This is a genomic window from Streptosporangium sp. NPDC003464, from assembly GCF_053588315.1.
In genome coordinates this window covers 1-14,248 of the sequence record NZ_JBSFPS010000256.1, presented here as the reverse complement: position 1 = coordinate 14,248, position 14,248 = coordinate 1, and the positions used below count along the sequence as shown (strand labels likewise).

The window sequence follows — 14,248 nt, the reverse complement described above, 5'->3', positions numbered from 1 at the left end:
TCGGCGGTCTCCTTGGCGGCGACCTTGGCGACCTTGGACTGCGCCTCGCACAGGACCTTGATGAACGGCTTGGAGGCCTCCAGGCCCTGGGCGACGGTCTCCTCGGTCGGAGCCACGGCGCCGTCGGCGACGAGCTTGAGCGTGTCGCGGGTGGACTCGGCCTCGACCATCATGATCGCGACGTCGCCGTCCTCCAGGACGCGGCCGGCGACCACCATGTCGAAGGTGGCGTTGGCCAGCTCCGCGTGGGTCGGGAAGGCGACCCACTGGCCCTCGATCAGCGCGACGCGGACGCCGCCGATCGGGCCGGAGAAGGGCAGCCCGGCGAGCTGGGTGGACAGGGACGCGGCGTTGATCGCGACCACGTCGTAGAGGTGGTCGGGGTTGAGCGCCATGACGGTCGCGACGACCTGGATCTCGTTGCGCAGCCCCTTGACGAACGACGGGCGCAGCGGCCGGTCGATCAGCCGGCAGGTGAGGATGGCGTCCTCGGAGGGACGGCCCTCACGGCGGAAGAAGGAGCCGGGGATGCGGCCCGCGGCGTACATCCGCTCCTCGACGTCCACCGTGAGGGGGAAGAAGTCGAGGTTCTCCTTGGGATTCTTGGAGGCGGTGGTCGCGGACAGGACCATCGTCTCGTCGTCCAGGTAGACGACGGCGGAACCCGCCGCCTGGCGTGCGAGCCGGCCGGTCTCGAACCGGATGGTACGCGTGCCGAAAGAGCCGTTGTCGATGACGGCTTCACTGCTGTGGACACCCTCCACGGGGGACCTCCTTGTAACTCGGTCGCCCGCGCCCACTCAGGCACGCGTCTCGCGCCTGAGTCGTCTGCTTGCCGGCTCCCCGTAGGTGCAGCGCCGGTCTTCGATCGAAGCGCCCGGTTCCGTACGGCTCACGCCATGATGACCGGGGGCCACTACCGAGGACCGGCCCTCCGACGCCGTGGGGCGCGCTTGCTGGCGGACGCGGGGCACTGTCTCGGCTATTCAGTTTGCTCACTGGGACGGCGTCTGCATGGCGCGACGCGCCGACACCGGCCCATATGAGATCCATATGAGATGAGGGAGCGGCGCGGACGCCACTCCCTCACAACTCTATCGGCGCAGGCCGAGCCGCTCGATGAGCGAACGGTAGCGCGCGATGTCCTTGCTCTGCAGGTACTTGAGCAGACGGCGGCGGCGACCCACGAGCAGCAGCAGGCCGCGGCGGCTGTGGTGGTCGTGCTTGTGCGTCTTCAGGTGCTCGGTGAGCTCGCTGATGCGCTTGCTCAGCAGCGCGATCTGCACCTCGGGGGAACCGGTGTCGGTCTCACCCTTGGCGTACTCACCGATGATCTGCTTCTTGGCGGCGGTGTCGAGCGACACGTCTCTCCTTGGACTCCTACGGGCACGCGTGATGTACAAGATGCCCGAGCGACCGTGCGTGCCTACAGTCGCCGTGGCGGGATCAGCGCCGGGGCTGTGACACCGCCGGTTACAGAGCTGACATGCCAGGTTACCATCAGCCCTCCCGTCATCGCACATCCACGGGAGCGCCGGGGCCTCAGCCCCTCCGGTGGACGGTCCGGCCGTCGACGATCACCGTCTCGGCCCGGACCTCGGGGATGCGGGCGGCCGGGATCTCGAAGAGGTCCTCGGACAGGATCACCAGGTCGGCGAGCTTGCCCGCGGTCAGCGAGCCCCGGTCGTGGTCGCAGAAATTGGCGTAGGCCGAGCCGAGGGTGTAGGCGCGGACGGCGGTCTCCAGATCCACGCACTCCTGCGGCATCCAGGCCGGGCCGCCGGCGAGGCCCTGCCGGGTGACGGCGGTGTAGATGCCGATCATCGGGTCCATCTCGGCCACGTTCCAGTCGCTGGAGAAGGCCAGCACCGCTCCCGCCTCGTGCAGCGAGCGCATCGGCCAGGCCTTGCCCCACCGCTCCGGGCCGACCGCCGAGGCCCAGTCGTGGCCGGGACCGGCGATGTCGGGCGAGCAGTGCCGGGGCTGCATGCAGGCCACCACGCCCAGCGAGGCGAAGCGCGGCACGTCGGCCGGGTCGAGGCACTCCACGTGGACGACCTGGTGGCGGGCGTCGCGGCGGCCGTTGACCCGGAAGGCGTGCTCGACGGCGTCCAGCACGGTGCGGATGCCCCGGTCGCCGGTGGCGTGCACGAACGCCTGGAAGCCCGCGGCGTCCAGCTTGGCCAGCAGGCCGGCGAACTCCTCCGGCGGGTAGAAGGTCTCGCCGCGGTGCGAGTGCCCGCAGTAGGGCTCCAGGAGCGCGGCGGTGTGCGGCTCCACCACGTCGTCGATGTAGAGCTTGAGGGGCCCGACCCGGAACCACTCGTCGTCGTGCTCGGCCGCCGCGGCGGCGAAGTCCGCCAGGTCCGCCTCGTCCGTCCCGCGGGGGTGGAACAGCGCCGCGATCACCCGGGAGCGGAGCCGCCCCTCGGCCCTGGCCCGCCGGAACAGGGCCAGGTCGTCCAGCGAGTTCTGCGGTTCGACGATCGTGGTGACGCCCAGGGCGGTGGCCATGTCGAGGCTGGCCAGCAGGCGGGGGTAGGCGCGGTCCTGGCCGGCCCACGGCACGCCGAGATCGGCCAGCGCCCGCTGCCCGGCGTGGGAGAGCCCGCGCACCGCGAACTCGGTGACGAATCCGGTCGGCTCTCCCGACCCGTCGGTCTGGGCCACGCCGAACGGCAGGTCCGTGTGGTCGCGGTCGACGCCGAGCGCGCGCATCGCGGCGGTGTTCAGCCACATGGTGTGCACGTCGTAGCTGAACACGAAGGCGGGCAGGCCCTCGGTGAGCGGGTCCAGGTCGGCGGCGCGGGGCATCCGGCCGCCGGGGACGGCGGAGTACTCGAACGCCTCGCACTCGATCCACCGGGCCTGCGGGTTGGCCCGCCGCCACCGCGCGATCCGCCGGCCGATCTCCTCCAGCGAGCGGGCGCCGGCGAGCTGGACGCACGCCTCGTCCGAGCCCAGCCGGACGTGGTTGTGCGCGTCCACGAAACCGGGCAGGACCAGCCGGCCGCCGGCGTCGAGCGTCTCGGCGGCGGCGGGGGCGTCGGCGTCGGCCCCCACCCAGGTGATCCGTCCGTCCCGTACGGCCAGCGCCTGCGCCCGCGGCAGCGCGGGGTCGACGGTGTGGATGCGGGCGTTCCGCACGACCAGGTCGTTCATCGCTCAGTCCTCGGTGGTCGTCACGACCCAGCGGGTCAGCGGGCGGGGGCGCAGGTAGAGCAGGTAGTAGGCGGTGAAGAGCGCCACGATGACACCCGCGATGGCCAGGTCGACCCACGACTGCTCGGCCAGGGCGTAGGCCAGGGCGGCGACCACCGCGACCGGGATCGCCGGCCACAGCGGCATCCGCCACGCGGCGACCTCGCGGTGCCCGGCCGACCGGGCGCGCAGCGCCGCCACCGCGATCAGCAGGGAGACGACCGTCAGGACGACCGACGTCACCCCGAGCAGCCCCTCGATGTCGAACAGCGCGGCCATGAGCGCGCCGGGCAGGCCGATGGCCAGGGTGCTCACCCAGGGGGATCCCCACCGGGGGTGGAGCCTGGTCAGGGCCCGGTTGACCGGCTCGGGCCAGGCCCGGTCGCGGCCGGAGGCGAAGATGACCCGGCCGTTCTGCAGGGCCATGACCAGCACCGCGTTCAGGATGGCGATGGCGATGCCCAGGTTGATGAAGACCGCGAAGCCGGGGCCGGCCCAGGCCCGCACGTAGTCGGGGAAGGTGCCGTCGACCAGGTCGCCGAGCGAGCCGACGCCGAGCACGGCGGCCGCCGTGGGCACGATGATGACGACCCCGGCCAGGCCGAGCGCCCAGAAGACCGTGCGCGGCACGTTCCGGCGCGGCTGCTTGATCTCCTCGGTGAGGTAGACGGCGGACCCGAAGCCGTTGAAGGAGAACATCGTGACGGTGAGCCCGGCCATCAGGATCGCCAGGGAGAACGCCGACAGGCCGCCCTGGCCGTCCGGCACCACCGGGGAGACGAGCACCGACACGTCACGCTGGGCATGGGCGAAGCCGAGCCCGGCGACCACCATGGCGGCGACCACCTCGATGGCCAGGAAGACGCCGGTGATGAAGGCGTTGGAGCGCACGTCGAGCACCGCGAACAGGGTGGCCAGCAGCATGACGACCGCGCCGGCCAGCGAGCGGTCCACGGCGAACAGGTCGGAGAGGTAGTCGGCGGTCCCCAGCGCGATGATCGGCGGAATGATGATCAGCAGGACGGCCGACAGGCCGAAGGTGAGCCAGCCGGCGAAACGTCCCAGAAGCGTGGTGACCATGGCGTACTCGCCGCCGGAGCTCGGCGCGAGCGTGCCCAGCTCGGCGTAGCAGAAGGCGATGCCGACCGAGACCACCAGGCCGGCGACGAGCGCGATGACCGCTCCGCTTCCCTGACCTGCGAGAACCTCGGGGACGATGATGAACAGCGACGAGGTGGGCGTGATGCACGACAGGGTCAGCATGACCGCGCCGAAGAGGCCTAGCACCCGGGGCAGGGAGGGTGCCACTTGTTGCTTGAGCACGGGGGACATTCCTCACATGGCGATCATTTGAACGGCATTCAAATATTTGAATGTCATTCAAAATGCACTGCCGTACAGTCGGACGTCAAGAGTGCGCCAGGACCCTTTACCGGAACGAGGCGAAATGGCACGACGGCGGCTGGAACGTCCACGCGAGCAGATGCTCGAAGCGGCGATGGAGGCGATCACCGAACACGGGCTGGCCGAGCTGACGATGGCGGCGCTGGCCCGGCGGCTGGGCACCAGCGGCGGCCATGTCCTCTACTACTTCGGCAGCAAGGACCAGGTCCTGCTGGAGACCCTGCGCTGGAGCGAGGACAGGCACACGAGGTCCAGGGCGACGCTGCTCGCCGCGGGAGGCAGCGCGCTGGAGCGGCTCGACGACTACGTGTCGATCTACCTGCCGGAGGGGGCGGGCGACCCGCGCTGGCTGCTCTGGGTGGACGTCTGGAGCCGCACCCCGGCGGTGCCCGCGCTGCGCGAGGGCCAGGTGGAGATCGACCTGGGCTGGCACCGCGACCTGGTCGCGCTGCTGGAGCAGGGCGCGCGCGGGGGCGAGTTCGCCGGCGTCGACCTGGAGTCCTTCTCGGTACGGCTCCGCGCCATGCTGGACGGCTTCAGCACCCAGATCGTGATCGGCGTGCCCGGGGTGAGCCGGGAGGGCGCCGCCGCCCACGCCCTGGCCTACGCCCGGCAGGCGCTCGGAGCCGCCCCCGCGCCCACCGGCTGACGCCCCGGCGCCCACCGGCTGAGCCGCCTCCGGCCCCGGGCGCGGAGGGACGGCCCGTCCGGGCGGGGCCGCGGGTTCAGGAGGTGAGGCGGCGGGCCTCGTCGACGTCGGCGCGTATCTGGTCGATGAGCGCCTCGACCGAGTCGAACCTGACGTTGCCACGGAGCCGGGGCCCGAAGTCCACGGCCATGTGGGCGCCGTAGAGGTCGAGGTCGTCACGGTCGAGCGCGTAGGCCTCGACGGTGCGCGGCACCCCCTCGAAGGTGGGGTTGGTGCCCACCGAGATGGCCGCGGGCCAGCGCTCGCCGCCGTAGACGGCCGGCAGGTTGCCCGTCGAGATGCCCTGCAGCCAGCCGGCGTAGACGCCGTCGGCGGGGATCGCGGTGAAGTCGGGGGACTCCATGTTGGCCGTCGGGAAGCCCAGCTGGCGGCCGCGCTGGTAGCCGCGGACGACCACGCCCTCGACCCGGTGCGGGCGGCCCAGCGCCGCGGCGACGGCCTCCATGTCCCCGGCGGCGAGCCGCTCGCGGATGAGGGTGGAGGAGATGGTCTCCCCGTTGCTCACCAGCGGGACCGCCTCCGCCACGAAGTCGTATTTCTCGCCGAGGGTCTGCAACGTCTCGACGTCACCGGACGCCTTGTGCCCGAAGCGGAAGTTCTCGCCCACCACGACCCCGCCCGCGTGGAGCCGGTCGACCAGCACGGTCTGCACGAACTCGTCCGGGGTCATCCGGGAGAACTCCAGCGTGAACGGCAGCACGCACACCGCGTCCACGCCGAGCGCGGCGAGCAGCTCGGTGCGGTGCCGGGCCGTCGTCAGCCGGGGCGGGTGCGTGCCGGGCCGCACCACCTCCTCCGGATGCGGGTCGAAGGTCACCACGACCGAGAGCAGCCCGAGCTCGTCGGCCATCTCGACGGCACGGGCCACCATCTGCTGGTGGCCGCGGTGAACCCCGTCGAAGACGCCGATCGTGATGACGGACCTGCCCCAGTCTTCGGGCACGTCGTCCAATCCGTGCCAGCCTCGCACCGCAGCCTCTTCCCCTTGTAGCGGATCGACCCCTAAAGCCTGCCATGCTTGGCCGCCATCTCTCCAATCGGGGAGCTCATTGGAAAGTGACAGGCCACCTGACGTCCCCCGACGCGGCCCAGCGCGGGACGTTCGGTACGGCAGCGCTCCTGGGCGATCGGGCAGCGGGGATGGAAGGAGCACCCCGTGGGCCGGTCGATCGGGCTGGGCACGTCACCGGTCAGCACGACGCGCTCGCGGCGCGGCGCCCCGGACCCGTCGTCGATCTCCGGGACCGCCGACAGCAGCGCGTGGGTGTAGGGATGCGAGGGCGCGGCGTACAGCGCCTCGGCCTCGGCCACCTCGACGATCTCCCCCAGATACATCACCGCGATCCGGTCCGACACGTGCCGCACCACGCCCAGGTCGTGCGCGATGAAGACGTAGGTGAGCCCGAGCTCGTCCTGCAGGTCCGCGAAGAGGTTGAGCACCTGCGCCTGCACCGACACGTCGAGCGCCGAGACCGGTTCGTCGGCCACCACGAGCTTGGGCGACAGGGCGATGGCCCGGGCGATGCCGATCCGCTGGCGCTGGCCGCCGGAGAACTCGTGCGGATAGCGGTCCAGGTGGGTCCTGGCCAGCCCGACCAGGTCGAACAGCTCGCCGACCCGCCTCCTGACCGCGGCGGCGTCGCCGTGGCCGTGGATCCTGAGCGGCTCGGCGACCGCGTCGCCGGCCGTGCGGCGCGGGTTGAGCGAGGCGTAGGGGTCCTGGAAGACGAGCTGCAGGCCCTTGCGGACCGGGCGGAGGGCGCGCCGGGACAGGGCGGTGATGTCCTGCCCGTCGAACTCCACCCGGCCGGCGGTGACGTCGGTCAGCCGGACCAGGCAGCGGCCGAGCGTGGACTTGCCGCACCCGGACTCGCCGACCACGCCGAGGGTCTCCCCGGTCCGGACCTCCAGCGAGACCCCGTTGACGGCCTGCACGCCGCGGCCGCCGCGCGCCTTGAAGTGCTTGACCACATCGGTGGCCCTGAGCAGGGTGCTCATCGTCGTGTCCGCTGTGTTCACGGGTCGCTCACCGCTCCTCATCCGCCGCGTGGGCGGTCCGTCGTGCCGGGGTCGTCTCCGGGGCGCTCCGGTCACCACGCCGGATCCGCTCCCGGTCCTCCCCGGGTAGCCGGCAGGCGTCCAGGTGACCGGCGCCGCCGGTGAGCGGGGGGACCTCGTCGCAGGCCGCGTGCCGGTGGGAGCAGCGGCCGGCGAAGGGACAGCCGCCGCCGCCCGAGGCTCCGGGGGTGCCCGGGATCGTGGGCAGCCGCCGGACGCGCGGTCCGCCCACCCGGGGCACCGAGTCGAGCAGGCCCCAGGTGTAGGGATGGCGGGGAGTGCGGAAGACGTCCCCGCGGGGGCCGCGCTCGACCGCGCGCCCGCCGTACATGACCAGGACCTCGTCCGCGATCTCGGAGACCACGCCCATGTCGTGGGTGATCATGACGATGGCCGAGCCGTGGTCGGCGCGCAGGCGCCGCATCAGGTCCAGGATCTGCGCCTGGGTGGTGACGTCGAGCGCGGTGGTGGGCTCGTCGGCGATCAGCAGCCCGGGGTTGCACGACAGCGCCATGGCGATGACCACGCGCTGGCGCATGCCGCCGGAGAACTCGTGCGGGTAGGAGTCGACCCGCTTGCCGGGGGCCGGGATGCCGACCTCGTCGAGCAGCCGGACCGCGCGGTCGCGGGCGGCCTTCCTGGAGATCCTTTCGTGGGCGCGGATCTGCTCGGCGATCTGCCAGCCGACCGTGTAGACGGGGGTGAGGGCGGTCATCGGGTCCTGGAAGATCATGGCGATCTCCCGGCCCCGCACGGCCCGCATCTCCCGGTCCTTCAGGGCCAGCAGATCCCGCCCTCGAAAGATTACTTTCCCGGAAATCTCGGCATTAGGGGTGCGGATCAGGCGGAGCACGCCGAGCATCGACACGCTCTTGCCCGAGCCCGACTCCCCCACCACGCCCAGCACCTCGCCCGGCCGTACCGAGAACGACAGGCCGTCGACGGCGGTGAAGTGGCCCGTGCCGGAGCGGAAACGCACCCGCAGGTCGCTGACTTCGAGAAGGGGCTCGACGGGCGGTTCGGAAAGGGATCGGTCAGGCACGGCGCACCCTCGGGTCGAGCCGGGCGTACAGGACGTCCACCACGGCGTTGGCCAGCACGACGAAGAAGGCGGCGTAGAGGACCGTGCCCATGATCACGGGCAGGTCGAGGTTCTGCAGCGCCTGGTAGGTGAGCTTGCCGACGCCCGGCAGGCCGAAGACCACCTCGGTCAGCAGCGCCGCGCCGCCGACGAGGGCGCCGAAGTCCAGTCCGAACAGCGACACGATCGGGATCAGCGAGCAGCGCAGGGCGTGCCTGATCAGAATGCGCCGCTCCGACAGGCCCTTGGCGCGGGCGGTGCGCACGTAGTCCTCGTTCAGCGCCTGGATCAGCTCGCCGCGCAGCAGCCTGGCGTAGATTCCCGCGTACAGCAGGGCCAGGGTGAGCCAGGGCAGCAGCAGGTGCAGCGCCCACTGCCCGGGGCTCTGCGAGAACGGCACGTAGCCGAGCGGCGGCACCCACGAGAAGACCGACCCGTGCAGCTCCTTCTGGGTGATCAGGTTGACCACCTCGCCCAGCCAGTAGACCGGCAGCGAGACGCCGAAGACGCCCAGCAGCATGACCAGCGGGTCGACCAGGGTGCCGCGCATGGCCCCGGCGAGAGTGCCCATCGCCACACCCAGCACCATCCAGATCACCGCCGCGCCCACGACGAGCGAGAGCGTGACCGGGACCGCGGCCATGATCTGCGGGATCACCAGCGTGCCCCGGTTCACGAACGAGGTCAGGTCATGGCTGACGAACAGGTGCTTCATCATCATCAGGTACTGCACGGGCAGCGGCCGGTCGAAGCCGAACGACGCGCGTACCTGCGCCAGCGTGGCCGGGTCGGCGTTCTTGCCCGCGATGCGGGCCGCCGGGTCCACGCCGGGGGTGGCGAAGAAGATCAGGAAGACCAGCACGCTGATCGCGAACAGGACGAGCACCGCGGCGCCGAGCCGCCGCAGGACGTATCCGGCCATCAGGCGCCTCCCCGCAGCCGGGCGTTCGGGTCGAGCGCGTCGCGCACGCCGTCGCCGAACACGTTGAGCGCGACCGCGGTCAGCGCGACGGACAGTCCGGCCGCGATCGTGATCATCGGCCGGGTGTAGAGCAGGGCCAGGCCGTCGTTGATGATCGTGCCCCAGCTCGCGTCGGGCGACTGGACGCCGACCGACAGGAACGACAGCGCCGACTCGGTGAGCATGTTGAGCGCGGTCATCAGCGGCAGGAAGACCACCACGGTCGGCAGGACGTTCGGCAGGACCTCGCGGCGCATGATCCGCAGGTCGCTCGCTCCCAGTCCGACGGCGGCGTGCAGGAACTCCTTGCCGCGCAGCGCCATCACCTGGCCCCGCAGCGGCCTGGCCACGTAGGGGACGTAGATGAGCGCGATGATGACGACCGGCAGCGCGAGACTGCCCGCGTCGATGTGGACGGGTCCCAGGTGCAGGCCGCTGGTCAGCAGCACGACCGACAGGCAGATGGCCAGCAGGTAGACCGGGAAGGCCCAGACGACGTCGAAGAGGCGGGAGAGCACGGCGTCGATCCAGCCGCCGAAGTATCCGGCGACCACGCCGAGGACCGTCGCCAGCGCGCAGCACAGCAGCGCCGAGGAGACGCCGATCAGCAGGCTGTTGCGCCCGCCGTACAGGATCCTGGCCATGACGTCGCGGCCCTGGTTGTCGGCGCCGAGCAGGTAGTGGCCGGGGTCGCCGGTGGGGCCGATCGGGGTGACGCCGAGGCCGAGGCCCTCGGTGCTCTGCTGCAGGACCTGGACCTCCTGGCCGCCCACGACCGTGGTGCCGGAGACGTTGGAGACGAACGGGTCGGTGTGCGCGATCGAGCCCGCGTAGACCGGGGCCAGCAGGCAGACGAGCACGATGAGCAGCAGCCCGGCCCCTGCGGCCATCGCCGAGCGGTTGCGCAGGATCCGGGTGGCGGCCTGCCGCCACGGACCGGCACCGGGCCGGACCGGGGCGGCGACGACGGGGATGGGTCCGGCCCCGTTCACCGTGCTCATCTACTTGACCCAGAGCTGGGAGATGAGCATGAAGAACTGCTTGTGGAACTGGTAGTTGCCGACCCGGCTGGAGACGAAGTCCACCTGCTTGGGGGTGAACAGCGGGATGATCGGGCTCGCCTTGGTCAGGTCGCGGTCGATCTCGCCCCACTTGGCGTTCGCGGCCTCCTTGTCCGTCCGGTCCAGTGTCATGGCCTCGGCCATCCGGGCGTCGACGTCCTTGTCGCAGTAGCCGGAGATGTTGATGCTGGAGTCGCTGCCGGGCCGGAAGGACGCGCAGGACAGCAGCACGTGCAGGAAGTCCGAGGCGGCGGGGTAGTCGGCGTACCACTGGGAGACGCTGACCTGGACCTTGTTCTTGTCGTTCTGGATGTAGGTGAAGTGGATGTTCGTCGAGATGACCTTGAGCTTGGCCCGGTAGCCGATCTGCTCCAGGGTGCTGCGGACGTACTCGCCGATCTGCTTGCTCACCTCGTCGTCGGCGACGACCACGGAGACCTCCTGGCCCGCGGTCCCCGACTGCTGGACGAGGTCCTTGGCCTTGGCCAGGTCCGGCTTGGGGAAGTCGCAGAAGTCGGCGTGGCCGGGGATGCCGGGCGGCAGGAGCGTGCAGGCGGGCTGGGCCACGTTGGCCCCGCCGAACATCTTCACCACGGCCTGGCGGTCGATCGCCCAGTTGAGCGCCTGACGGGCCTCGGGCCTGTCGAAGGGGGCGAGGTTGACGTTGAGCGGCAGGTACCAGAAGGCCGACAGCTGGTTCACGTGCGCCTGGGAGGCGTAGTTGGCGCCGATCTCGCCGAGCCGGTCGGCGGGCAGCGGGTCGAAGACCCAGTCGGCCTGGCCGTTCTGGACCGCGGTGACCGCGGCCTCCGCGGTGAGGCCGTAGGAGTAGACGATCTCGTCCGGGTAGCCCTGCGGCTGCGCCTCGCGCGACCACTCGGTGAAGTGGGGGTTGCGGACGAGCTTGAGCTCCTTGTTGGGGTCGTAGGAGACCGCCGTGTAGGGGCCGGTGCCGCCGATCGGCTTGGTGCCCTGGTCCTTGTCCGGGGTGTCCTTGGGCAGCACGACCGCGTGCGGCAGGGCGAGCTTGAGCGGGAACTCCGAGTCCGGCTCGACCAGGTTGACCGTCACCGTGTTCTTGGCCCTGTCGGCGACCACGCCCTTGTCGAGCGTGCACTCGTCGGGCTTCTTGACGCAGGCGGCGGCGCCGACGATCCCGGCGTAGAAGGTGCCGGAGGTGGGCCCGGAGACCTTGTAGATCCGCTGGAAGGAGGCCACCACGTCGTCGACGGTGACCTCGGCGCCGCCGGCGAACTTCACGCCCTTGCGGAGGGTGAAGGTGTAGGACCTGCCGTCCGCGCTGACCTCGGGCATGGCCTCGGCCAGGTCGGGGACCAGGTCGTAGGACGCCTCGCCACCGACCTTCTTGAAGGCCAGCAGGCCGTCGTACATGGCCTGGAAGACCTGCCAGTTGCCGTTGCTGTAGTTGATGTGCGGGTCGAGCGTGCCGTCACCTGCCTTGGCCTGCAGGCGGAGCGTGCCGCCCTTGTGCTGCTCCTGGAATCCCGCGCCGGCCGCCTGGGAGGTTCCGGTCTGCCCGGCCGGCCCGGCCGGCGCGGTCTGGGGGGAGCCGCCGGAACAGGCCGCGACGGACAGGGCGAGCAGGGCCGCGCCCGCCGCGATCGGGATGTTGCGCTTCATGGTGGTCCTAGTCCGTGGAGTCGAGGAAGGAGCCGACCACCTGCAGGAAGAGCTCCTCTTCCTCGATGTGCGGCATGTGGCTGGAGTGCTCGAAGATCTGCCATCGGACGTCGGGGATGTGGTCCGCGAAGGGCTGCACGGTGCGAGGGGTGGCCTCGTCGTGGCGCCCGGAGACGAGCAGGGTCGGCGCTGTCACCTGGTGCAGCCGGTCGACGACCGACCAGTCCTGCAGGGTGCCGACGACGTGGAACTCGGTCGGCCCGTTCATCGTGTGGTACACGGTCGGGTCCTCGGTGGTCTTGGCGTCACTGGCCAGGACCTCCGGCGGGTTCGGCACGATCATGCAGACGTGGCGGGCGTTGAACACCTTCTCCGCCGCCCGGTATTCGCCGCTGTCGGTCGTCCCGGCGGCCTCGTGCTCGCGGAGCGTCCGCTCGACCTCGGGCGGCAGCTCGGCGCGCAGCCGGTCGCACTCCTCGCGCCAGAGCTTCATCGAGGCGGGCGAGTCGGCGATGACCAGGCCCCTGAGTCCACGGGGCCGCAGTACGGCGTGCTCGGCGGCGAGCATGCCGCCCCACGACTGGCCGATCAGGTGGTAGCGGCCGTCGATGCCCAGGTGGGCGAGCAGGTTGTCCAGCTCGTCGAGGAAGAGCTCGACGGTCCAGAAGTCGGCGCCGCGCTCGGGCAGGTGGGTGGAGAGCCCCACGCCGAGCTGGTCGTAGTGGACGACGGCCCGGCCCTGTTCGGCCAGCCGCGCCATGCGCAGCGTGTAGTCGTGGGCCGCGCCGGGGCCGCCGTGCAGCACGACGAGGGGGGTCTTGTCCGCGTTCAGGTCGCCCGTCACGCGGTACCAGGTACGCCAGTCCTTGAAGGGGGCGAGAGCCTGGGTGGTCGGTTCGGGGATCGCCACCACAGTCCTCCATATGACAATTGGGGACACATGCCACCAGATGAGACGAATGTCCGTGTTGTGGACATCTTAAGGATTAATGGCCTGAACACAAGACCTTTTTTGAAACCGGGAGTTTGGGTAACGTTCCAGGTGTGCACCCCGACGCGACGCCCCCCACTACCGACGACCTCTCCCGGATGCTGGGTCAGGTGCTGGACGACGTCGCCCAGCCCGCCGCGCTCGGCCCCGTCCGGGTGCAGTCGGTGGCCACCGAGGTGGCCGACCGGTTGATGACCGCCGTCGCGATAGGCGACTACCTGCCGGGCGAACGCCTGCCCGGCGAGCGCGAGCTGGCCACGATCCTCGACGTGAGCCGCGCGACCGTGCGCGAGGCCATCGGCCGGCTGCAGGCGGTGGGCATCGTGGAGATCAAACGTGGCCGGACCGGCGGGGCCTATGTCAGGGCGAGCTGGACCGAGGCCACCGCCTCGGCCGTGCGCCGGACGCTCCTGCCCCGCTGGCCCGAGCTGGAGCAGCTGTTCGACCTGCGCTGCCTGGTGGAGGGGCTGGTCGCGCGGACCGCCGCGCTCCGCCGTACGGACGAGGACCTGGCGGCCATGCGCGTGGCGCTGGCGGGCTACGCGGCGGCCGGCACGCTGGGCCAGGAGCAGGCCGCCGACGCGGCCTTCCACAACGCCGTACTGGCCGCGACGGGCAACCCGAAGATCAACGCGCTGAGCCGGGACCTGCTGACGCGGGTGAGCCTGGGGTTCCCGGTCGAGCCGTACGGCGAGGACGACCCGGACGCCTACCAGCGGGCGCTGATCGAGCACCGGAAGATCTACGAGGCCATCGAGGCGGGCGACGCCGAGCAGGCGGGCTCCCTGGCGGAGGAGCATTTCACGCTCACCTCCGACATGATGCGCGCCATGCTCGAACGCGCCCAGGGCCGGGTCCCCGGGCAGGCCGGCCCGGCCGGGGAGCCGGCCTCCCGGGTCGGGCCCGCCTAGCACCCGCCGGGGCTGTCGGGCGGCATCGCGCGCAGCTCGCCGGCGGACCGGGCCGGCGCCCCGCCCGGAGACTGCGTCACCCGGGCGGGGCGCCGCAGCCGCCGGGCGATCAGGGGAGGTCAGAGGAGATCAGGGGAGGGCGGGGCGGCCCGGGAGCCCCGGGCCACCTCGACCAGCAGATGTCGCGGTCGGCGCTGGCCGGGCTGCTCGACCTGGGAGAGACTCGCAAC

The 14,248-nt window shown here is 71.3% G+C and carries 12 protein-coding genes and 1 pseudogene; 2 read left to right on the top strand and 11 right to left on the bottom strand.

What is annotated here, in order from left to right:
- The 4 genes and pseudogenes from ACWDS7_RS38575 to ACWDS7_RS38560 all read right to left on the bottom strand — a co-directional run.
- Window positions 1-764: pseudogene (locus ACWDS7_RS38575) on the bottom strand (polyribonucleotide nucleotidyltransferase); the annotation flags it as partial.
- A gap of 330 nt (window positions 765-1,094) precedes the next feature.
- Entirely contained in the window at window positions 1,095-1,364 is a 270-nt protein-coding gene (gene rpsO / locus ACWDS7_RS38570; RefSeq protein WP_012888860.1) for a 30S ribosomal protein S15, read from the bottom strand.
- Between the two features lie 178 nt (window positions 1,365-1,542).
- Window positions 1,543-3,162, bottom strand: coding sequence for an amidohydrolase (locus tag ACWDS7_RS38565; protein WP_451933287.1), 1,620 nt, complete (start codon window positions 3,160-3,162; stop codon window positions 1,543-1,545).
- A 3-nt stretch (window positions 3,163-3,165) separates the two neighbouring features.
- Window positions 3,166-4,524 (bottom strand): APC family permease, encoded by a 1,359-nt coding sequence (locus tag ACWDS7_RS38560; protein WP_451933286.1) that lies wholly within the window; start codon window positions 4,522-4,524, stop codon window positions 3,166-3,168.
- Window positions 4,525-4,648: 124 nt separating this feature from the next.
- On the opposite strand from ACWDS7_RS38560, the gene ACWDS7_RS38555 reads away from it, so the two are divergent.
- The gene (locus tag ACWDS7_RS38555) at window positions 4,649-5,254 is read left to right on the top strand and encodes a TetR/AcrR family transcriptional regulator (protein WP_451933285.1); all 606 of its coding nucleotides are present in this window, start codon (window positions 4,649-4,651) and stop codon (window positions 5,252-5,254) included.
- Between the two features lie 76 nt (window positions 5,255-5,330).
- Here the strand turns inward: ACWDS7_RS38555 and ACWDS7_RS38550 are convergent, their stop codons facing one another.
- The 7 genes from ACWDS7_RS38550 to ACWDS7_RS38520 are packed head-to-tail and all read right to left on the bottom strand — an operon-like array spanning window position 5,331 to window position 13,026.
- The gene (locus ACWDS7_RS38550; protein WP_451933284.1) at window positions 5,331-6,284 is read right to left on the bottom strand and encodes a bifunctional riboflavin kinase/FAD synthetase; all 954 of its coding nucleotides are present in this window, start codon (window positions 6,282-6,284) and stop codon (window positions 5,331-5,333) included.
- Window positions 6,285-6,316: 32 nt separating this feature from the next.
- Window positions 6,317-7,333 carry an ABC transporter ATP-binding protein gene (locus tag ACWDS7_RS38545; protein ID WP_370879585.1) on the bottom strand — a complete coding sequence of 339 codons (1,017 nt, stop codon included), beginning with the start codon at window positions 7,331-7,333 and terminating at the stop codon, window positions 6,317-6,319.
- A 7-nt stretch (window positions 7,334-7,340) separates the two neighbouring features.
- Complete coding sequence (locus ACWDS7_RS38540) at window positions 7,341-8,414, bottom strand: ABC transporter ATP-binding protein (RefSeq protein WP_451933283.1); 1,074 nt, start codon at window positions 8,412-8,414, stop codon at window positions 7,341-7,343.
- Window positions 8,407-9,375, bottom strand: a complete 969-nt coding sequence (locus tag ACWDS7_RS38535; protein ID WP_451933282.1) for an ABC transporter permease — start codon at window positions 9,373-9,375, stop codon at window positions 8,407-8,409. The genes ACWDS7_RS38540 and ACWDS7_RS38535 overlap by 8 nt, the downstream gene beginning before the upstream one ends.
- Window positions 9,375-10,415 (bottom strand): ABC transporter permease, encoded by a 1,041-nt coding sequence (locus ACWDS7_RS38530; protein WP_306856924.1) that lies wholly within the window; start codon window positions 10,413-10,415, stop codon window positions 9,375-9,377. Before ACWDS7_RS38530 ends, ACWDS7_RS38535 begins: the two co-directional genes overlap by 1 nt.
- Entirely contained in the window at window positions 10,416-12,116 is a 1,701-nt protein-coding gene (locus tag ACWDS7_RS38525; protein ID WP_451933281.1) for an ABC transporter substrate-binding protein, read from the bottom strand.
- A gap of 7 nt (window positions 12,117-12,123) precedes the next feature.
- On the bottom strand, window positions 12,124-13,026 hold the full coding sequence (locus ACWDS7_RS38520; protein ID WP_451933280.1) for a proline iminopeptidase-family hydrolase: 903 nt from the start codon (window positions 13,024-13,026) through the stop codon (window positions 12,124-12,126).
- A gap of 134 nt (window positions 13,027-13,160) precedes the next feature.
- Here ACWDS7_RS38520 and ACWDS7_RS38515 point away from each other — a divergent pair, with 134 nt between their 5' ends.
- Window positions 13,161-14,018, top strand: a complete 858-nt coding sequence (locus ACWDS7_RS38515; protein ID WP_451933279.1) for a FadR/GntR family transcriptional regulator — start codon at window positions 13,161-13,163, stop codon at window positions 14,016-14,018.
- Window positions 14,019-14,248 lie beyond the last annotated feature (230 nt).

Excerpts from the sequence above, each read along its gene's own strand:
- ACWDS7_RS38555 (WP_451933285.1), top strand. The coding sequence starts at position 4,649 with ATGGCACGACGGCGGCTGGAACGTCCACGCGAGCAGATGCTCGAAGCG.
- ACWDS7_RS38525 (WP_451933281.1), bottom strand. The coding sequence starts at position 12,116 with ATGAAGCGCAACATCCCGATCGCGGCGGGCGCGGCCCTGCTCGCCCTG.
- ACWDS7_RS38530 (WP_306856924.1), bottom strand. The coding sequence starts at position 10,415 with ATGAGCACGGTGAACGGGGCCGGACCCATCCCCGTCGTCGCCGCCCCG.
- ACWDS7_RS38565 (WP_451933287.1), bottom strand. The coding sequence starts at position 3,162 with ATGAACGACCTGGTCGTGCGGAACGCCCGCATCCACACCGTCGACCCC.
- ACWDS7_RS38535 (WP_451933282.1), bottom strand. The coding sequence starts at position 9,375 with ATGGCCGGATACGTCCTGCGGCGGCTCGGCGCCGCGGTGCTCGTCCTG.